Origin of the sequence: Burkholderia sp. WSM2232 (genome assembly GCF_000472545.1) — a bacterium.
Taxonomy (GTDB): domain Bacteria; phylum Pseudomonadota; class Gammaproteobacteria; order Burkholderiales; family Burkholderiaceae; genus Paraburkholderia.
In genome coordinates this window covers 1-17,967 of record NZ_AWZV01000051.1, presented here as the reverse complement: position 1 = coordinate 17,967, position 17,967 = coordinate 1, and the positions used below count along the sequence as shown (strand labels likewise).

At 59.4% G+C, this 17,967-nt stretch carries 32 protein-coding genes; all 32 read left to right on the top strand.

Annotated features, from left to right (window positions below):
* Window positions 1-450, top strand: a 450-nt coding sequence (locus F757_RS0129110) for an EF-Tu/IF-2/RF-3 family GTPase (protein ID WP_027214408.1), incomplete at its 5' end; no start/stop codon positions are given.
* Window positions 451-575: 125 nt separating this feature from the next.
* Window positions 576-887: a 30S ribosomal protein S10 gene (gene rpsJ, locus F757_RS0129105; protein ID WP_006998489.1), complete on the top strand. Its 312-nt coding sequence runs from the start codon at window positions 576-578 to the stop codon at window positions 885-887.
* Between the two features lie 201 nt (window positions 888-1,088).
* A complete protein-coding gene (rplC, locus tag F757_RS0129100; RefSeq protein ID WP_013340741.1) occupies window positions 1,089-1,748 on the top strand; it encodes a 50S ribosomal protein L3 in 660 nt (219 codons plus the stop codon).
* On the top strand, window positions 1,748-2,368 hold the full coding sequence (gene rplD, locus F757_RS0129095) for a 50S ribosomal protein L4 (protein ID WP_008923346.1): 621 nt from the start codon (window positions 1,748-1,750) through the stop codon (window positions 2,366-2,368). Before rplC ends, rplD begins: the two co-directional genes overlap by 1 nt.
* A complete protein-coding gene (gene rplW / locus F757_RS0129090; RefSeq protein WP_007180135.1) occupies window positions 2,365-2,679 on the top strand; it encodes a 50S ribosomal protein L23 in 315 nt (104 codons plus the stop codon). Before rplD ends, rplW begins: the two co-directional genes overlap by 4 nt.
* Before the next feature lie 2 nt (window positions 2,680-2,681).
* A complete protein-coding gene (gene rplB / locus F757_RS0129085) occupies window positions 2,682-3,509 on the top strand; it encodes a 50S ribosomal protein L2 (protein WP_025601735.1) in 828 nt (275 codons plus the stop codon).
* Window positions 3,510-3,519: 10 nt separating this feature from the next.
* On the top strand, window positions 3,520-3,795 hold the full coding sequence (gene rpsS / locus F757_RS0129080; protein WP_004199273.1) for a 30S ribosomal protein S19: 276 nt from the start codon (window positions 3,520-3,522) through the stop codon (window positions 3,793-3,795).
* A 10-nt stretch (window positions 3,796-3,805) separates the two neighbouring features.
* Window positions 3,806-4,135, top strand: coding sequence for a 50S ribosomal protein L22 (gene rplV / locus F757_RS0129075; protein WP_011490054.1), 330 nt, complete (start codon window positions 3,806-3,808; stop codon window positions 4,133-4,135).
* Between the two features lie 11 nt (window positions 4,136-4,146).
* Window positions 4,147-4,953, top strand: a complete 807-nt coding sequence (gene rpsC / locus F757_RS0129070; RefSeq protein WP_012434570.1) for a 30S ribosomal protein S3 — start codon at window positions 4,147-4,149, stop codon at window positions 4,951-4,953.
* Window positions 4,954-4,955: 2 nt separating this feature from the next.
* Window positions 4,956-5,372, top strand: coding sequence for a 50S ribosomal protein L16 (gene rplP / locus F757_RS0129065; RefSeq protein ID WP_013340739.1), 417 nt, complete (start codon window positions 4,956-4,958; stop codon window positions 5,370-5,372).
* Between the two features lie 10 nt (window positions 5,373-5,382).
* Window positions 5,383-5,577, top strand: coding sequence for a 50S ribosomal protein L29 (rpmC, locus tag F757_RS0129060; protein WP_007180130.1), 195 nt, complete (start codon window positions 5,383-5,385; stop codon window positions 5,575-5,577).
* On the top strand, window positions 5,574-5,846 hold the full coding sequence (gene rpsQ, locus F757_RS0129055) for a 30S ribosomal protein S17 (RefSeq protein ID WP_007180129.1): 273 nt from the start codon (window positions 5,574-5,576) through the stop codon (window positions 5,844-5,846). The genes rpmC and rpsQ overlap by 4 nt, the downstream gene beginning before the upstream one ends.
* Before the next feature lie 289 nt (window positions 5,847-6,135).
* The gene (gene rplN, locus F757_RS0129050; protein WP_006052212.1) at window positions 6,136-6,504 is read left to right on the top strand and encodes a 50S ribosomal protein L14; all 369 of its coding nucleotides are present in this window, start codon (window positions 6,136-6,138) and stop codon (window positions 6,502-6,504) included.
* A 9-nt stretch (window positions 6,505-6,513) separates the two neighbouring features.
* Entirely contained in the window at window positions 6,514-6,822 is a 309-nt protein-coding gene (gene rplX / locus F757_RS0129045; RefSeq protein ID WP_013340738.1) for a 50S ribosomal protein L24, read from the top strand.
* Between the two features lie 17 nt (window positions 6,823-6,839).
* The gene (gene rplE / locus F757_RS0129040) at window positions 6,840-7,379 is read left to right on the top strand and encodes a 50S ribosomal protein L5 (protein WP_006052214.1); all 540 of its coding nucleotides are present in this window, start codon (window positions 6,840-6,842) and stop codon (window positions 7,377-7,379) included.
* A gap of 7 nt (window positions 7,380-7,386) precedes the next feature.
* Window positions 7,387-7,692 carry a 30S ribosomal protein S14 gene (rpsN, locus tag F757_RS0129035; RefSeq protein WP_013340737.1) on the top strand — a complete coding sequence of 102 codons (306 nt, stop codon included), beginning with the start codon at window positions 7,387-7,389 and terminating at the stop codon, window positions 7,690-7,692.
* A 14-nt stretch (window positions 7,693-7,706) separates the two neighbouring features.
* Window positions 7,707-8,102, top strand: a complete 396-nt coding sequence (rpsH, locus tag F757_RS0129030; protein WP_006052216.1) for a 30S ribosomal protein S8 — start codon at window positions 7,707-7,709, stop codon at window positions 8,100-8,102.
* 18 nt (window positions 8,103-8,120) lie between these two features.
* Window positions 8,121-8,651, top strand: a complete 531-nt coding sequence (gene rplF / locus F757_RS0129025; RefSeq protein ID WP_006052217.1) for a 50S ribosomal protein L6 — start codon at window positions 8,121-8,123, stop codon at window positions 8,649-8,651.
* 12 nt (window positions 8,652-8,663) lie between these two features.
* Window positions 8,664-9,029 (top strand): 50S ribosomal protein L18, encoded by a 366-nt coding sequence (gene rplR, locus F757_RS0129020; RefSeq protein ID WP_006052218.1) that lies wholly within the window; start codon window positions 8,664-8,666, stop codon window positions 9,027-9,029.
* Between the two features lie 14 nt (window positions 9,030-9,043).
* Window positions 9,044-9,562, top strand: a complete 519-nt coding sequence (rpsE, locus tag F757_RS0129015; protein WP_013340735.1) for a 30S ribosomal protein S5 — start codon at window positions 9,044-9,046, stop codon at window positions 9,560-9,562.
* 10 nt (window positions 9,563-9,572) lie between these two features.
* Window positions 9,573-9,755 (top strand): 50S ribosomal protein L30, encoded by a 183-nt coding sequence (gene rpmD / locus F757_RS0129010; RefSeq protein ID WP_013340734.1) that lies wholly within the window; start codon window positions 9,573-9,575, stop codon window positions 9,753-9,755.
* 29 nt (window positions 9,756-9,784) lie between these two features.
* Window positions 9,785-10,219, top strand: coding sequence for a 50S ribosomal protein L15 (rplO, locus tag F757_RS0129005; RefSeq protein WP_020070585.1), 435 nt, complete (start codon window positions 9,785-9,787; stop codon window positions 10,217-10,219).
* Window positions 10,220-10,265: 46 nt separating this feature from the next.
* Window positions 10,266-11,612, top strand: a complete 1,347-nt coding sequence (secY, locus tag F757_RS0129000) for a preprotein translocase subunit SecY (RefSeq protein ID WP_025601778.1) — start codon at window positions 10,266-10,268, stop codon at window positions 11,610-11,612.
* 8 nt (window positions 11,613-11,620) lie between these two features.
* Window positions 11,621-11,839: a translation initiation factor IF-1 gene (infA, locus tag F757_RS0128995; RefSeq protein WP_004521905.1), complete on the top strand. Its 219-nt coding sequence runs from the start codon at window positions 11,621-11,623 to the stop codon at window positions 11,837-11,839.
* A 20-nt stretch (window positions 11,840-11,859) separates the two neighbouring features.
* Entirely contained in the window at window positions 11,860-11,976 is a 117-nt protein-coding gene (gene rpmJ, locus F757_RS0128990; RefSeq protein WP_004199844.1) for a 50S ribosomal protein L36, read from the top strand.
* Window positions 11,977-12,017: 41 nt separating this feature from the next.
* Entirely contained in the window at window positions 12,018-12,383 is a 366-nt protein-coding gene (gene rpsM, locus F757_RS0128985) for a 30S ribosomal protein S13 (RefSeq protein ID WP_006052223.1), read from the top strand.
* A 28-nt stretch (window positions 12,384-12,411) separates the two neighbouring features.
* The gene (rpsK, locus tag F757_RS0128980) at window positions 12,412-12,816 is read left to right on the top strand and encodes a 30S ribosomal protein S11 (RefSeq protein WP_006052224.1); all 405 of its coding nucleotides are present in this window, start codon (window positions 12,412-12,414) and stop codon (window positions 12,814-12,816) included.
* 156 nt (window positions 12,817-12,972) lie between these two features.
* Window positions 12,973-13,596 (top strand): 30S ribosomal protein S4, encoded by a 624-nt coding sequence (gene rpsD, locus F757_RS0128975; RefSeq protein WP_027214415.1) that lies wholly within the window; start codon window positions 12,973-12,975, stop codon window positions 13,594-13,596.
* A 123-nt stretch (window positions 13,597-13,719) separates the two neighbouring features.
* Window positions 13,720-14,697, top strand: coding sequence for a DNA-directed RNA polymerase subunit alpha (locus tag F757_RS0128970; protein WP_006052226.1), 978 nt, complete (start codon window positions 13,720-13,722; stop codon window positions 14,695-14,697).
* 180 nt (window positions 14,698-14,877) lie between these two features.
* Window positions 14,878-15,270 carry a 50S ribosomal protein L17 gene (gene rplQ, locus F757_RS0128965; protein WP_006052227.1) on the top strand — a complete coding sequence of 131 codons (393 nt, stop codon included), beginning with the start codon at window positions 14,878-14,880 and terminating at the stop codon, window positions 15,268-15,270.
* A 196-nt stretch (window positions 15,271-15,466) separates the two neighbouring features.
* A complete protein-coding gene (gene cutA / locus F757_RS0128960) occupies window positions 15,467-15,799 on the top strand; it encodes a divalent-cation tolerance protein CutA (protein ID WP_035467609.1) in 333 nt (110 codons plus the stop codon).
* Window positions 15,792-17,651 carry a protein-disulfide reductase DsbD gene (gene dsbD / locus F757_RS0128955; protein ID WP_027214413.1) on the top strand — a complete coding sequence of 620 codons (1,860 nt, stop codon included), beginning with the start codon at window positions 15,792-15,794 and terminating at the stop codon, window positions 17,649-17,651. Before cutA ends, dsbD begins: the two co-directional genes overlap by 8 nt.
* Window positions 17,652-17,967 lie beyond the last annotated feature (316 nt).

The window sequence follows — 17,967 nt, the reverse complement described above, 5'->3', positions numbered from 1 at the left end:
GTCGGTATCAAGCCGACGGTGAAGACGACCTGCACGGGCGTGGAAATGTTCCGCAAGCTGCTCGACCAGGGTCAGGCGGGCGACAACGTGGGTATCCTGCTGCGCGGCACGAAGCGCGAAGACGTGGAGCGTGGCCAGGTGCTGGCCAAGCCGGGTTCGATCAACCCGCACACGCACTTCACGGCNGANGTGTANGTGCTGAGCAAGGACGAAGGCGGCCGCCACACGCCGTTCTTCAACAACTACCGTCCGCAGTTCTACTTCCGTACGACGGACGTGACGGGCTCGATCGAGCTGCCGAAGGACAAGGAAATGGTCATGCCGGGCGACAACGTGTCGATCACGGTGAAGCTGATCAACCCGATCGCGATGGAAGAAGGTCTGCGCTTCGCTATCCGCGAAGGCGGCCGTACCGTCGGCGCAGGTGTGGTTGCCAAGATTCTCGAGTAAAATCGCGGATTAATTTGCAGTAAGTGGTGCCCGGAGCCGGGCGCCCGCCCCGCGCGGGCACCCGGCTCTACGTTCTTTTACTACCTGGCGGCGCAATACCGCCTCGCTCTTTCCAAGGAATTGTCATGCAGAACCAGAAAATCCGTATTCGCCTGAAGGCTTTCGACTATCGCCTGATCGACCAGTCGGCTGCTGAAATCGTTGACACGGCGAAGCGGACTGGCGCAATCGTTCGTGGTCCGGTGCCCCTGCCCACCCGCATTCAACGCTTCGACATCCTGCGCTCGCCGCACGTCAACAAGACGTCGCGCGATCAGCTCGAAATCCGCACCCACCAACGCCTGATGGACATCGTCGATCCGACGGACAAGACCGTCGACGCGCTGATGAAGCTGGATCTGCCGGCTGGCGTGGACGTCGAAATCAAGCTGCAGTAAGGCTCTTAGGCGTTACCTGCTCGCGCGGGTGGCGCTAAGTCTTTGATTGCTTGCGAAAAACGAAAAGCCTCGCTATAATGCAAGGCTTTTCGCGCATTTGCGCAAAAAAGTCGGTGTGCTGCAGCGTGGTTTCACGCCCGAAACGGCACCGGCATTTTGTAAATTAGCCCCGACCAATCGCAGTCGGGAATGGAGAAAACGATGAGCCTTGGACTCGTAGGTCGCAAGGTTGGCATGACCCGTATCTTCACGGCTGAAGGGGATTCGATTCCCGTTACCGTGCTGGACGTGTCCGACAACCGCGTGACGCAGATCAAGACTGTTGAAACCGACGGCTACACGGCCGTGCAGGTTGCATTCGGTACGCGCCGTGCATCGCGTGTGACGAAGCCGTTGGCCGGTCATCTCGCCAAAGCCGGTGTTCAAGCCGGTGAAATCCTCAAAGAATTCCAGATCGACGCCGCTAAGGCTGCCGAGTTGTCGAACGGCGCCGTGGTCGGTCCTGACCTGTTCGAAGTGGGCCAGAAGGTCGACGTGCAAGGCGTGTCGATCGGTAAGGGCTACGCCGGTACCATCAAGCGTTACAACTTCGCATCCGGCCGTGCATCGCACGGTAACTCGCGCTCGCACAACGTGCCGGGCTCGATCGGTATGGCGCAGGATCCGGGTCGTGTTTTCCCGGGTAAGCGCATGACCGGTCACATGGGTGACGAAACGGTAACGGTGCAAAACCTCGAGATCGCTCGTATCGACGCTGACCGCAAGCTGTTGCTGGTCAAGGGCGCCGTTCCGGGTGCGAAGGGTGGCAAGGTATTCGTTACGCCGGCCGTGAAGACGCGTGCCGTGAAAGGAGCGAAATAATGGAACTTAAGCTCCTGAATGCCAATGGTCAGGAAGGTGCAGGCGTTAGCGCGTCGGACGTTGTGTTCGGCCGTGACTACAACGAAGCCCTGATTCACCAGGTCGTGGTGGCGTATCAAGCGAATGCCCGTAGCGGCAACCGCGCGCAGAAGGACCGTGAGCAAGTCAAGCACACGACCAAGAAGCCGTGGCGCCAGAAGGGTACGGGCCGCGCCCGTGCCGGTATGTCGTCGAGCCCGTTGTGGCGCGGCGGTGGCCGGATCTTCCCGAATTCGCCGGAAGAAAACTTTTCGCACAAGGTCAACAAGAAGATGCATCGCGCAGGTCTCTGCTCGATCTTCTCGCAGCTGGCCCGCGAAGGCCGTATCTCGGTGGTCGACGAGCTGACGCTCGAAGCGCCGAAGACCAAGCTGCTGGCCGAAAAATTCAAGGCGATGGGTCTCGACTCCGTGCTGGTGATTACCGACACGGTTGACGAAAACCTGTACCTCGCGTCGCGCAATCTCGCCCACGTGGCGGTTGTCGAGCCGCGTTACGCCGACCCGCTGTCGCTGATCTACTTCAAGAAAGTCCTGATCACGAAGGCTGCGGTCGCCCAGATCGAGGAGTTGCTGTCATGAGCGAGATTCGCAAAAACGATCATCGTTTGATGCAGGTCCTGCTCGCGCCGGTGATCTCCGAAAAGGCGACGCTGGTGGCCGACAAGAACGAGCAGGTTGTGTTCGAAGTCGCGCCCGACGCCACGAAGCAGGAAGTGAAAGCTGCAGTCGAGCTGCTGTTCAAGGTGGAAGTCAATTCCGTCAACGTGCTGGTCTCGAAGGGCAAAGCCAAGCGCTTTGGTCGCTTCATGGGCAAGCGCAAGGACGTGAAGAAGGCGTACGTCTGCCTGAAGCCCGGCCAGGAAATCAACTTTGAAGCGGAGGCCAAGTAATCATGGCAATCGTTAAAGTTAAGCCGACTTCGCCGGGTCGCCGCGCGATGGTTAAGGTGGTCAACAAGGACCTGTACAAGGGCAAGCCGTTTGCACCGCTGCTCGACTCGCAGTCCTCGACCGCCGGCCGTAACAACAATGGTCACATCACCACGCGTCATAAGGGCGGTGGTCATAAGCACCACTATCGCGTCGTCGATTTCCGTCGCAACAAGGACGGCATCGCAGCGAAGGTCGAGCGTCTGGAATACGATCCGAACCGTAGCGCGAACATCGCGCTGGTTCTGTACGCAGACGGCGAGCGCCGTTACATCATTGCGCCGAAGGGTCTGACCGTCGGCCAGCAACTGATGTCGGGTTCCGAAGCGCCGATCCGTGCAGGCAACACGCTGCCGATCCGCAACATTCCGGTCGGTACGACGATCCACTGCATCGAAATGTTGCCGGGTAAGGGCGCGCAAATGGCGCGTTCGGCCGGTACCTCGGCAATGCTGCTGGCTCGTGAAGGCATCTACGCACAGGTCCGCCTGCGCTCCGGTGAAATCCGCCGCGTCCACGTTGAGTGCCGCGCGACGATCGGTGAAGTTGGCAACGAAGAGCATAGCCTCCGTCAAATCGGTAAGGCTGGCGCGAACCGCTGGCGCGGTATCCGCCCGACGGTGCGTGGCGTTGCTATGAACCCGGTTGATCACCCGCACGGTGGTGGTGAAGGCAAGACGGCTGCAGGTCGCGATCCGGTGAGCCCGTGGGGCACGCCTGCTAAGGGTTATCGCACCCGCAGCAACAAGCGCACGACGAGCATGATCGTCCAGCGCCGTCACAAGCGTTAAGGAGTAGGCAATGGCACGTTCTGTAAAAAAAGGTCCGTTCTGCGACGCCCATTTGCTGAAGAAAGTTGAGGCGGCAGCAGCTTCGCGGGATAAGAAGCCGATCAAAACCTGGTCGCGTCGCTCGACGATCCTCCCGGATTTCATCGGTCTGACGATCGCCGTTCACAACGGCCGTCAACACGTTCCGGTGTACATCTCGGAAAACATGGTCGGCCACAAGCTTGGCGAGTTCGCACTGACCCGTACGTTCAAGGGTCATGCAGCCGACAAGAAGGCTAAGAAATAAGGGGCTCAAGATGGAAGTGAAAGCAATTCATCGCGGTGCCCGCATCTCGGCGCAGAAAACGCGCCTTGTGGCTGACCAGATCCGCGGTTTGCCGGTCGACAAGGCGCTGAACGTTCTGACGTTCTCGCCGAAGAAGGCTGCGGGAATCGTGAAAAAGGTCGTGCTGTCGGCGATCGCGAATGCGGAGCACAACGAAGGCGCCGATATCGATGAGCTCAAGATTACGAGCATCTACATCGACAAGGCTGCGTCGCTCAAGCGTTTTACCGCGCGCGCTAAGGGCCGCGGTAACCGCATCGAGAAGCAATCCTGTCACATCACTGTGACGGTCGGGAATTAAGGGGTCATACGATGGGACAGAAAATTCATCCGACTGGCTTCCGTTTGGCCGTCAGCCGCAATTGGGCTTCGCGTTGGTACGCGAACAACAACAATTTTGCGGCGATGTTGCAGGAAGACATCGGTGTTCGTGAGTACCTGAAGAAGAAGCTGAAGAACGCGTCCGTCGGCCGCGTGGTGATCGAGCGTCCTGCAAAGAACGCGCGTATCACGATTTTCAGCTCGCGTCCGGGTGTCGTGATCGGCAAGAAGGGTGAAGACATTGAACTGCTGAAGTCCGAGCTGCAGAAGCGCATGGGCGTTCCGGTTCACGTCAACATCGAAGAAATCCGCAAGCCGGAAACGGATGCGCAGCTGATCGCAGATTCGATTACGCAACAGCTCGAGCGCCGGATCATGTTCCGCCGCGCGATGAAGCGTGCGATGCAAAACGCGATGCGTCTGGGTGCTCAAGGCATCAAGATCATGAGCGCTGGCCGTCTGAACGGTATCGAAATCGCTCGTACGGAATGGTATCGCGAAGGTCGCGTGCCGCTTCATACGCTGCGTGCTGATATCGACTACGCGACTTCGGAAGCGAAGACGACGTACGGCATCATCGGCGTGAAGGTGTGGGTCTACAAGGGCGATACGCTCGGCCGCAACGACGCACCGGTGGTTGAAGAAGTCGCCGAAGAAAAGCGTCCGCGCCGCAACGCACGTCCGGGTGGCGATCGCCGTCCGCGTCGCGATGGTGAAGGTGGTGGCCCGGCAGGTGCACGCCGTGGCGCTCCTCGTCGTGCTGGCGGTGCCGGCGGCGACGGGAAGACTGGAGAATAACGATGCTGCAACCGAAACGCAGAAAGTATCGCAAAGAGCAGAAAGGTCGTAACACCGGCGTCGCAACCCGCGGTAACGCGGTGTCGTTCGGTGAGTTCGGCCTGAAGGCTATCGGTCGTGGTCGCCTGACCGCGCGCCAGATTGAAGCGGCACGTCGTGCAATGACGCGTCACATCAAGCGTGGTGGCCGCATCTGGATTCGCATCTTCCCGGACAAGCCGATCTCGCACAAGCCGGCGGAAGTGCGTATGGGTAACGGTAAAGGTAACCCTGAGTACTACGTCGCAGAGATTCAACCGGGCAAGATGCTGTACGAAATGGACGGCGTAACCGAAGAGCTGGCACGCGAAGCGTTCCGTCTGGCTGCAGCGAAGCTGCCGCTGAAGACGACCTTCATCGTGCGTCAGCTTGGCGCCTAAGGAGCAAATGATGAAGGCTTCCGAACTTCACCAGAAAGATCAGGCCGCGCTCAACAAGGAGCTGTCGGACCTGCTGAAGGCGCAATTCGGCCTGCGCATGCAACTCGCGACCCAGCAGCTCACGAACACGAGCCAGCTGAAGAAGGTTCGTCGCGACATCGCACGTGTGCGGACCGTCCTGACTGAGAAGGCGAACCAGAAATGAACGATAGCGTAAAAACCTCGCTCAAGCGGACGCTGGTCGGCAAGGTCGTCAGCAACAAGATGGACAAGACGGTCACCGTGCTGGTCGAGCACCGCGTGAAGCACCCGATTTACGGCAAGTACGTTGTGCGCTCGAAGAAGTACCACGCGCACGACGACGCGAACACTTACAACGAGGGCGACCTCGTTGAAATCCAGGAAACTCGTCCGATTTCGAAGACGAAGGCTTGGGTCGTGGCTCGCCTGGTCGAGGCTGCTCGCGTCATCTGACGCCGCGAAGCTGTAGAAGTAGTTGAAATCGCAGTAGATTTCGCTTGCAAGACCGAGATTATTTGTTATAATCTCGGTCTTCCCTCTTTATGGGAGCCCCGTCGCGGGCGAAGTTGGTGGGGGAAGCGGTTCAGGCGCCAGCCTGTCCCGAAGGATTCACCGGATTGCGATGGCGGGTTTCGTTTGCCGTCGCTGCTGTTCTAACCCAAGCAGCCGATTGGCTGACGGGACCAAGACTGACCGGGTACGCCATGGTGGTGTGGCCGGATTAAGTTGGGAAAGATAAACCATGATCCAGACCGAAACTCGGCTTGAAGTGGCCGACAACACGGGTGCGCGTGAAGTCATGTGCATCAAGGTGCTCGGCGGCTCGAAGCGTCGTTATGCCAGCATTGGCGACATCATCAAGGTGACCGTCAAAGAAGCAACGCCGCGCGGGCGCGTGAAGAAAGGCGAAATTTATAACGCCGTGGTGGTTCGTACCGCCAAGGGCGTGCGCCGTCAGGACGGCTCGCTGATCAAGTTCGACGGCAATGCGGCAGTGCTGTTGAATGCCAAGCTCGAACCTATTGGCACCCGTATTTTCGGGCCTGTCACGCGCGAGTTGCGCAGCGAACGATTCATGAAGATCGTTTCGTTGGCACCTGAAGTGCTGTAAGGAGTCGCGATGAACAAGATTCGCAAAGGTGACGAAGTTATCGTCATCACCGGCAAAGATAAAGGCAAGCGCGGCGTCGTGCTGTCCGTTGGCGATGGCAAGGTCACTGTCGAGGGTATCAACCTCGTCAAGAAGCACGTCAAGCCGAACCCGATGAAGGGTACGACGGGTGGCGTGGAAGCCAGGACGATGCCGCTGCAAATTTCGAACGTCGCATTGGTCGACGCGAATGGCAAGGCGTCGCGTGTAGGCATCAAGGTCGAAGGAGACAAGAAAGTCCGTTTCCTTAAGACGACCGGTGCCGTGCTGAGCGCCTGACGCTGCGGAGTAAAAAAATGGCTCGTTTGCAAGAGTTTTACAAAGAAAAGGTTGTGCCCGGCCTCATCGAGAAGTTCGGGTACAAGTCCGTGATGGAAGTGCCGCGCATCACCAAGATCACCCTGAACATGGGCCTTGGCGAAGCGGTTGCTGACAAGAAGATCATCGAAAACGCCGTTGGCGACCTGACGAAGATCGCAGGCCAGAAGCCGGTGATCACGAAGGCACGCAAGGCAATCGCTGGCTTCAAGATCCGTCAGGGCTATCCGATCGGTGCAATGGTCACGCTCCGTGGCCAGGCAATGTACGAATTCCTGGACCGTTTCGTGACGGTCGCGCTCCCGCGTGTGCGCGACTTCCGTGGCGTGTCGGGTCGTGCGTTCGACGGTCGCGGCAACTACAACATCGGTGTGAAAGAGCAGATCATTTTCCCCGAAATCGACTACGACAAGATCGACGCACTGCGTGGGCTGAACATCAGCATCACGACGACTGCGAAGACCGACGACGAAGCAAAGGCTCTGCTCGCCAGCTTCAAGTTCCCGTTCAGAAACTGAGGTTACCGTGGCTAAACTGGCACTGATCGAACGTGAAAAGAAGCGTGCTCGCCTCGCTGCTAAGTACGCGCCCAAGCGTGCAGAGTTGAAGGCGATCATTAGCGATATGAGCAAGTCGGACGAAGAGCATTACGCAGCACGTCTGGAACTGCAACAATTGCCGCGCAACTCTAACCCGACCCGTAAGCGCAATCGTTGCGCGATTACTGGTCGTCCGCGCGGTACGTTCCGTAAATTCGGGCTGGCGCGTAACAAGATTCGCGAAATCGCGTTCCGCGGCGAGATCCCTGGCCTGACCAAGGCGAGCTGGTAATAGGAGAAACATAAATGAGCATGAGTGATCCTATCGCCGATATGCTGACTCGCATCCGCAACGCGCAGATGGTTGAGAAAGTCTCGGTGACTATGCCCTCGTCGAAAGTCAAGGTTGCGATTGCGCAGGTCCTGAAGGACGAAGGTTATATCGACGATTTCGCAGTGAAGTCCGAAGGTGCGAAGTCTGAATTGAACATCGTGTTGAAGTACTACGCGGGCCGCCCGGTCATCGAGCGCATTGAGCGCGTTTCGAAGCCTGGTCTGCGTGTGTACCGCGGCCGTAACGACATCCCCGTGGTCATGAATGGCCTCGGCGTGGCAATCGTGTCGACGCCGAAGGGCGTGATGACGGACCGCAAGGCGCGCGCTACGGGCGTTGGCGGCGAAGTCATCTGCTACGTCGCTTAAGGCCGAAAGGAGAGAAACATGTCTCGAGTAGGTAAGAGCCCGATCGCGCTGCAAGGCGCAGAAGTGGCCCTGAGCGATGATCGCATCACCGTCAAGGGCCCGCTGGGTACGATTACGCAGGCGGCAAACCGCCTCGTGAAAGTGGTGAACGACAACGGCATTCTGAAGATCGAGCCGGTTGACGAAAGCCGCGAAGCGAATGCGATGTCGGGCACGATGCGCGCACTGGTTGCGAACATGGTGAACGGCGTGACGAAGGGTTTCGAGCGCAAGCTGACGCTGGTTGGCGTTGGTTATCGTGCACAGGCGCAAGGCGACAAGCTGAATCTGTCGCTGGGTTTCTCGCACCCCGTGGTGCACCAGATGCCGGAAGGCGTGAAGGCTGAAACCCCGTCGCAAACCGAAATCGTGATCAAGGGGATCGACAAGCAGAAAGTTGGCCAGGTCGCTGCAGAAGTGCGCGGCTATCGCCCGCCGGAGCCCTATAAGGGCAAGGGTGTGCGCTACGCCAACGAGGTCGTGATCCTCAAAGAAACGAAGAAGAAGTAAGGGTGCGCAATCATGGATAAGACTCAATCTCGCCTGCGCCGCGCTCGTCAGACGCGTATCAAGATCGCTGAGCTGCAGGTCGCGCGTCTCGCCGTGCATCGCACGAACACGCACATCTATGCGCAAGTGTTCTCGCCGTGCGGCACCAAGGTGCTCGCCAGCGCGTCGACGCTCGAGGCCGAAGTGCGTGCGCAACTGGCTGATCAAACTGGCAAGGGCGGCAACGTCGCCGCTGCTACGCTGATCGGCAAGCGCATTGCAGAAAAGGCTAAGGCTGCCGGCATCGAATCCGTCGCCTTCGACCGTTCGGGTTTCCGTTACCACGGCCGCGTGAAAGCGCTGGCTGATGCGGCGCGCGAAGCCGGACTCAAGTTCTAAGGGAAGAATTCGTCATGGCAAAGATGCAAGCGAAAGTTCAGGCTGACGAACGCGACGACGGCCTGCGCGAAAAGATGATTTCGGTCAACCGCGTGACCAAGGTCGTGAAGGGTGGGCGTATTCTCGGCTTCGCCGCACTGACCGTGGTTGGCGACGGTGATGGCCGCGTCGGTATGGGCAAGGGCAAGGCGAAGGAAGTGCCGGTCGCTGTCCAGAAGGCGATGGAACAAGCCCGCCGCAACATGTTCAAGGTGCCGCTGAAGAACGGTACCCTGCAACACGAAGTGCACGGCAAGCACGGCGCATCGATGGTTCTCCTCGCTCCGGCGAAGGACGGTACCGGTGTGATCGCTGGTGGTCCGATGCGCGCAGTGTTCGACGTGATGGGCGTGCAGAACGTTGTGGCCAAGAGCCACGGTTCGACGAACCCGTACAACCTCGTTCGTGCAACGCTCGACGGTCTGCGCAAGCAGTCCACCCCGAGCGATATCGCGGCGAAGCGCGGCAAGTCCGTCGAAGATATTCTGGGCTAAGGTGGACACCATGTCTGAAAAAACTGTCAAGGTCCAGCTCGTCAAGAGCCTGATCGGCACCCGTGATACGCATCGTGCAACGGTGCGTGGCTTGGGCCTGCGCCGACTCAACTCGGTTAGCGAGTTGCAGGACACGCCGGCCGTGCGCGGCATGATCAACAAGGTTTCGTACCTCGTTAAGGTCATCAGCTAAGCGGCTGACCAGGACTCAAGGAGTTGATAATGGAATTGAATAACCTGAAGCCGGCTGAAGGCGCGAAGCACGCAAAGCGTCGCGTTGGTCGCGGCATCGGCTCCGGCCTCGGCAAGACCGCTGGCCGTGGTCACAAGGGTCAGAAGTCGCGTTCGGGCGGCTTTCACAAGGTGGGCTTCGAAGGCGGTCAAATGCCGTTGCAACGTCGCCTGCCCAAGCGTGGCTTCACCTCGCTGACGAAGGAATTCGTCGGTGAAGTGCGTCTCTCGGATCTGGAAAAGCTGCCGGTCGACGAAATCGATCTGCTGGCTCTGAAGCAAGCCGGCCTGGTTGGCGAGCTGATCAAGAGCGCCAAGATCATCGCGACGGGCGAGCTGAAGCGCAAGATCGTTGTGAAGGGTCTGGGTGCGACGAAGGGTGCGCGTGCTGCGATTGAAGCAGCCGGCGGCTCTTTTGCCGAGTAACGCGCAAGTTATTTGCCGTCACTAGCATTTGCATCGGAGAAGGTACTTGGCTAACAGCCCGAGTCTCGCAAAACCCGGTCGCAGCGCGGCGAAGTTCGGCGATCTGCGCCGGCGTGCAGTGTTTTTGCTGCTGGCGCTGATCGTCTACCGTATCGGCGCGCACATTCCGGTGCCGGGTATCGACCCGGACCAGCTGGCAAAGTTGTTCCAAAGCCAGTCGGGCGGCATCCTTGGCATGTTCAACATGTTCTCGGGTGGCGCGCTTTCGCGGTTCACGATCTTCGCGCTTGGGATCATGCCTTATATTTCGGCATCGATCATCATGCAGCTGCTGGCCATTGTTTCGCCGCAGCTGGAAGCGCTGAAGAAGGAAGGGCAGGCAGGTCAGCGCAAGATCACGCAGTACACGCGTATCTTCACGGTCCTGCTGGCGACGTTCCAGGCGTTCGGCATCGCTGTCGCCCTGGAGAACCAGCCGGCTCTGGTGATCGATCCGGGAATGGTGTTTCGGTTGACGACGGTCGTGACGCTGGTGACAGGCACGATGTTCCTGATGTGGCTGGGCGAGCAGATCACGGAGCGCGGGCTTGGCAACGGTATCTCGATCATCATTTTCGGCGGGATTGCAGCGGGTTTCCCGAACGCGATCGGTGGTCTTTTCGAATTGGTGCGAACCGGCTCGATGAGCATCATCTCGGCGATTATCGTCGTCGCGCTGATTGCTGCTGTGACGTATCTGGTGGTGTTCATCGAACGCGGCCAGCGCAAGATTCTTGTGAACTACGCCAAGCGGCAAGTTGGCAACAAGATTTACGGCGGTCAGTCTTCGCACCTGCCGCTGAAGTTGAACATGTCGGGTGTGATTCCGCCGATCTTTGCGTCGTCGATCATTCTCTTCCCGGCAACCATCCTGAACTGGTTCAGTTCGGGGTCGCGCACCGGCTGGTTCGCAGACACGCTGCACAATGTGGCCGAAGCCCTCAAGCCCGGTCAGCCCGTGTACGTGTTGTTGTACGCGTTGGCGATCGTTTTCTTCTGTTTTTTCTACACCGCTCTGGTGTTCAACAGCAGAGAGACGGCCGACAACCTGAAAAAGAGTGGCGCTTTCGTTCCTGGCATCCGCCCGGGCGATCAAACGGCGCGATATATCGACCGCATCCTCACGCGTCTGACGCTGGCCGGTGCGATCTACATCGTGTTTGTTTGCCTGCTGCCCGAGTTTCTGGTGCTGCGCTGGAACGTGCCGTTTTATTTTGGTGGAACGTCGCTGCTGATCATTGTCGTCGTCACAATGGACTTCATGGCGCAGGTGCAGTCGTACGTTATGTCGCAACAGTATGAATCGCTGCTGAAGAAAGCTAATTTCAAAGGCGGCGGCGTCCCGATGCGTTGAAAGGACTTATGGCCAAAGACGATGTTATCCAGATGCAGGGTGAAGTCATCGAAAACCTGCCTAACGCTACCTTCAGGGTGAAGCTGGAAAACGGCCATGTCGTATTGGGACACATATCCGGCAAGATGCGGATGCATTACATCCGAATCCTGCCGGGCGACAAGGTGACGGTTGAATTGACGCCTTACGATCTGTCGCGTGCGCGGATCGTGTTCCGGGCGAAGTGATTTGAAAAAAGGGTAATATCATGAAAGTGATGGCATCGGTTAAGCGCATTTGCCGCAATTGCAAGATCATCAAGCGCAAAGGCGTTGTGCGCGTGATTTGCAGCTCTGATCCGCGCCACAAACAGCGTCAAGGCTGAACGCCGCGCTTTTGCTTGCGCTTTTTGTTTGAGGAAAAACAATGGCTCGTATCGCAGGGGTTAACATCCCGAATCACCAGCATACTGAAATCGGCCTGACGGCTATTTACGGTATCGGCCGCACGCGCTCGCGCGACATTTGCGTCGCTGCTGGTGTGGCATTTTCGAAGAAGGTCAAAGACCTGAACGACGCAGACCTCGAAAAGCTGCGTGAAGAAGTCGGCAAGTTCATCGTTGAAGGCGATCTGCGCCGTGAAACGACGATGAACATCAAGCGCCTGATGGACCTCGGCTGCTACCGTGGTGTGCGGCATCGTAAGGGCTTGCCCCTGCGCGGCCAACGCACGCGTACGAATGCCCGTACGCGCAAGGGTCCGCGTCGTGCAGCGCAATCGCTGAAGAAGTAAGCGGAACTGACAGTTACAGGAAAACGTAATGGCTAAGGCTTCGAACAACTCCGCGGCGCAACGCGTTCGCAAGAAGGTCAAGAAGAACGTCGCCGAGGGCGTGGTTCACGTTCACGCGTCGTTCAACAACACCATCATCACCATCACCGATCGTCAAGGCAATGCACTTGCTTGGGCAACGTCGGGTGGTCAGGGCTTCAAGGGCTCGCGTAAGTCGACGCCGTTTGCAGCTCAGGTGGCCGCCGAATCGGCTGGCCGCGTGGCGATGGAATACGGCGTGAAGAACCTCGAAGTGCGGATCAAGGGCCCCGGTCCTGGCCGTGAGTCGGCGGTGCGCGCGTTGCATGGTCTTGGCATCAAGATCACCGCGATCTCCGACGTGACCCCGGTCCCGCACAACGGCTGCCGTCCGCCGAAGCGTCGTCGCATCTAAGACGCTGTTTTCGCTAGCGCCTGTTGCCGCCGGTTCAAGTACCCGGCGAAACAGGCTGCTTGCGCTATTGAATTGACTAAGCCCACCGTTCGACCCAAAGGGCTCGGACTAGCGCGATTGCATGCATTCGCGTGACTAATCAACGAAGGAATCAACGTGGCACGTTATATCGGCCCTAAGGCCAAGCTGTCCCGCCGTGAAGGCACTGACCTCTTCCTGAAGAGCGCCCGTCGTTCGCTCGCTGACAAGTGCAAGCTTGACAGCAAGCCAGGCCAGCATGGCCGCACTTCGGGTGCACGTACGTCCGACTACGGCACGCAGCTGCGCGAAAAGCAGAAAGTGAAGCGCATCTACGGTGTGCTGGAACGTCAATTCCGCCGTTACTTCGCCGAAGCCGACCGCCTGAAGGGCAACACGGGTGAAAACCTGCTGCAACTGCTCGAGTCGCGTCTGGACAACGTCGTGTATCGCATGGGCTTCGGTTCGACGCGCGCTGAAGCGCGTCAGCTCGTGAGCCACAAGGCGATCACGGTGAACGGCGTCGTCTCGAACATTCCGTCGATGCAGGTGAAGGCAGGCGACGTTGTCGCGGTGCGCGAACAGTCGAAGAAGCAGGCGCGTATTCTCGAAGCGCTGTCGCTGGCTGAGCAAGGCGGCATGCCGAGCTGGGTTTCAGTGGATTCGAAGAAGTTCGAAGGCACGTTCAAGCAGAAGCCGGAGCGCAGCGATATCGCTGGCGATATCAACGAAAGCCTGATCGTCGAATTGTATTCGCGGTAATCGGATCAATGGCCGGGGCACCCCATTGCGTTGCGCAAGGGGGCGTCTCGGCTGTTCATTTTCAGGTTGTTACCGGTCAGCCTTATCGGTGTAACGAGCCGAGGGTATTGGAAAGGAAAACCTATGCAAACCAGTTTGTTGAAGCCCAAGATCATCGCAGTTGAATCGCTGGGCGAAAGCCACGCGAAAGTGGTCATGGAACCGTTTGAACGCGGTTACGGCCACACCTTGGGTAACGCGCTCCGGCGCGTGCTGCTGTCGTCCATGATCGGCTATGCGCCGACCGAAGTGACGATCGCAGGCGTCGTACATGAGTATTCGACGCTCGACGGTGTGCAAGAGGATGTGGTCAACCTGTTGTTGAACCTGAAGGGCGTGGTGTTCAAGCTGCATAACCGTGACGAAGTGACGGTTACGCTGCGCAAGGAAGGCGAAGGCGTGGTTACCGCCGGCGATATTGAGCTGGCGCACGATTGCGAAGTGATCAATCCTGATCACGTGATCGCGCATCTGTCGAAGGGCGGCAAGCTCGACGTTCAGATCAAGGTTGAGAAGGGCCGCGGCTATGTGCCGGGCAACGTGCGTCGTTACGGCGAGGAATCGGCCAAGATCATCGGCCGTATCGTGCTGGACGCGTCGTTCTCGCCGGTTCGCCGCGTGAGCTACGCCGTCGAAAGCGCACGTGTCGAACAGCGTACCGACCTCGACAAGCTCGTGATGAACATCGAAACCAACGGTGTGATTTCGCCTGAAGAAGCGATCCGTCAATCGGCTCGGATTCTGGTGGACCAACTGTCGGTGTTCGCTGCACTGGAAGGCACCGAAGCGACGGCTGAAGCACCGTCGCGCGCGCCGCAGATCGATCCGATCTTGCTGCGTCCGGTTGATGACCTCGAACTGACGGTTCGTTCCGCGAACTGCCTGAAGGCCGAGAACATCTACTACATCGGTGATCTGATCCAGCGTACCGAAAACGAACTGCTCAAGACGCCGAACCTGGGCCGCAAGTCGCTGAACGAAATCAAGGAAGTACTGGCGTCGCGTGGCTTGACGCTCGGCATGAAGCTGGAGAACTGGCCGCCCGCAGGGCTGGACAAGTAAGCCCGAAGTCAGCCGTGGCAGGGTCCGCCGCTGCACTGGCAAAGACGCGGATTTTCCTTTAAAATCCGCGTCTTGTCTTTTTTCACTACCGGCCCGTGCGCTCGTTGCTTCGAGGTAAAACCTCGGGTGAAGAAGCGCGATAGAAGAGCTGGACCAAAACTTTGAATCGAAGGAATTAACATGCGTCACCGTCATGGTCTGCGGAAACTGAACCGCACGAGCAGCCACCGTCTGGCAATGCTCCGTAACATGTCCAACTCGCTGATTGAGCACGAAGTCATCAAGACCACGCTGCCCAAGGCGAAAGAGCTCCGCAAGGTCGTCGAGCCGCTGATCACGCTCGGCAAGAAGCCGTCGCTGGCAAATCGTCGCCTGGCTTTCAACCGCCTGCGCGATCGTGACTCGGTCACGAAGCTGTTCGAAGTGCTCGGCCCGCGTTACGCTACCCGTCCGGGCGGCTACCTGCGCGTGCTCAAGTTTGGCTTTCGCGTTGGCGACAACGCGCCCATGGCGCTCGTCGAACTGCTCGACCGTCCGGAAGTTGAAGAAGTTGAAGTGCAAGAAGCTGAATAAGCTTGCGGCGCTTAGTGCTCATGAAAGCCAGGCTCACAGCCTGGCTTTTTTGTTTCTGGGCGAGCAAACGGAGGTGTAGCCAGGCATGCGCGGGCTGGGCGGCGAAATGCCGCATGCGCGCAGCCGTGGTGGAGGCGGCGCTCGGGGAGCAAGTGATACGATATTGCGATGGGACTGTGTGTTGCCGGAGCCTGCTGTGAGCGTGAATGTGACTCTACTTTTGACGACTGTGCCAGACGCGGTCGTCGCACAGAAGCTGGCCGCGGATGCGCTGGCCGCGCGCCTGTGCGCATGTGTGACGCAACTCGGCGCCGTGCAGTCGAGCTACCACTGGCAAGGTCGGCTTGAAACGGCGCAGGAAATCCAGTTGCTGTTCAAGACCAGCACAGCGCGGGCGCTTGAGCTCGAGCAGTACGTACAGGCGCATCATCCCTACGACACGCCCGAAATCCTCACATGGCAAGCCGACGCGTCGGCTGCTTATGGCCAGTGGATCCTTGCAGAAACCCAACGCCCCCTCCATGTTTAACTGCCTCAGCCGACGTGTGCGCCATGCGCTGCACGCCGTATTCCTGCTGTCCGCATGCCTGCTTCTCGCGCAGTTCGTACCGCTTGCCCGTGCCGCGGACGACTTCCTTGATCCCGCGGTCGCCTTCAAGTTCAGCGCGACCGAAAAGCCAGGCGAAGTCGATATCACCTACAAGATCGCGGACGGTTACTACATGTACCGCGAGCGGTTCGCGTTCACGACGCGCAACGGCGCTGCGACGATCGGCGAGCCGCAACTGCCCGCGGGCCACATCAAATTCGATCAGACATTCAACAAGGACGTCGAGACCTATCGCGATCAACTGACGATCCGGATCCCGGTGAAGCAGGCGGCTGAGGGATTTGATCTCGCTGTTACGTCGCAAGGCTGTGCGGACGCCGGCATCTGTTATCCGCCGATGGAGCGGGTCTACCACGTGAGCGGTGCCGCATTGCTGCCGGCTGGTAGCAGCGCCGCACCGCAGTCCACGGCAGACGAGGCCCCTTGGTATGAGCGCGCCACCAGCGCCGACTATGCGCAGTCCCTACTGCAAGGAGGCGGTTTCCTCGCGATCGTCGGACTCTACTTCGTCGCAGGCATGGTCTTGAGCCTGTTGCCCTGCTCGTACCCAATGATCCCGATTCTTTCGGCAATCATCATCGGTGAAGGCGTGCGGGTTACACGTCGGCGCGGTTTCGCGCTATCGCTCGCCTATGTCGTCGGGATGGCGCTTGTCTACACCGCGCTCGGCGTTGCCGCTGCGCTCCTCGGGCAAAGTCTCGGCGCGTGGTTGCAGAACCGGTGGGTGCTGGGCACGTTCGGCATTCTGCTGACTGTTTTCGCACTTACGCTGATCGCCGGCTTCGATATCGCGTTGCCGCAGCGCTGGCAGGAAGGCGTGTCGCACGCGTCGGCGGGGCGCTCCGGCGGTAAATTCGCAGCTGTGGCCGGCATGGGCGCGCTGTCCGCGTTAGTTGTCGGCGCCTGCATGACTGCGCCGCTTTTTGCGGTGCTCGCGTTCATCGCGCATACCGGGAACGCGGTACTCGGGGGCGCGGCATTGTTCGCGATGGGTCTCGGGCTCGGCGTGCCGCTGCTGATCGTCGGTGTGGGCGCCGGAACCTTGCTGCCGCGGGCCGGCGCATGGATGGACGGCGTCAAGGTACTGTTCGGTGTGGTGCTGCTTGCCGCGGCTCTCTGGATTGTCTGGCCGGTGCTCGGCGCGGCGGCGACCATGTTGTTGAGCGTGCTCTGGTTGTTGATCGCCGCCGCATCATTGGGCTTCTTTGCCGCGCCTCTCGCGCAGGCATCGATCTGGCGTCGGCTCGGGCGCGGCTTGGGCGCGGCCCTCGCCGTTTGGGCTGCCGTGCTGCTGGTGGGGCTTGCGGCTGGTTCGTCAGATCCGTTGCGACCGCTGGCCGTGCTGGCTGCGCGCGTCCCGCCAGTGAGCGCGGACTCGCCGTCTGAGATGCCTCAGACGGCGTTACAGGGCGGTCTGGCGTTCCAGCAGGTCCGCTCGGTAGCTGAACTCGATCAGGCCGTCAAAGCGGCGGCAAGGCCATCCATGCTCGACTTCTACGCGGATTGGTGCGTAAGTTGCAAGGAGATGGAGAAATTCACCTTCAGCGACCCGCGAGTCCAGGCGAAGTTAAAGCAGATGAATTTAATGCGTGCCGACGTGACCGCCAATAAGCCTGACGATCAGGCACTGTTGAAGCGTTTCGGCCTTTTCGGACCGCCCGGGATCATTTTCTTCGACCGAGGCGGCAAAGAGGTGCTGCGAGTCGTTGGGTACGAATCAGCTGACAAATTCCTGCGCTCGCTCGAGCGGGCAAGCGTCTCGCCAACCTGACTGGACGCCGCGCGGGCTTCGCGCCCGCATGCGCGCTCACATCAGCATTTCCGAACCGCAGCACGGCAGGACGGCACCACGGCACCACGGCACCACGGCACCACGGCACCACGGCACCACGGCACCACGGCACCACGGCACCACGGCACCACGGCAGCACGGCAGCACGGCAGCACGGCAGCACGGCAGCACGGCAGCACGGCAGCACGGCACCACGGCAGCACGGCACCACGGCACCACGGCACCACGGCAACACGGCAACACGGCAACACGGCAACACGGCAACACGGCAACACGGCAACACGGCAACACGGCA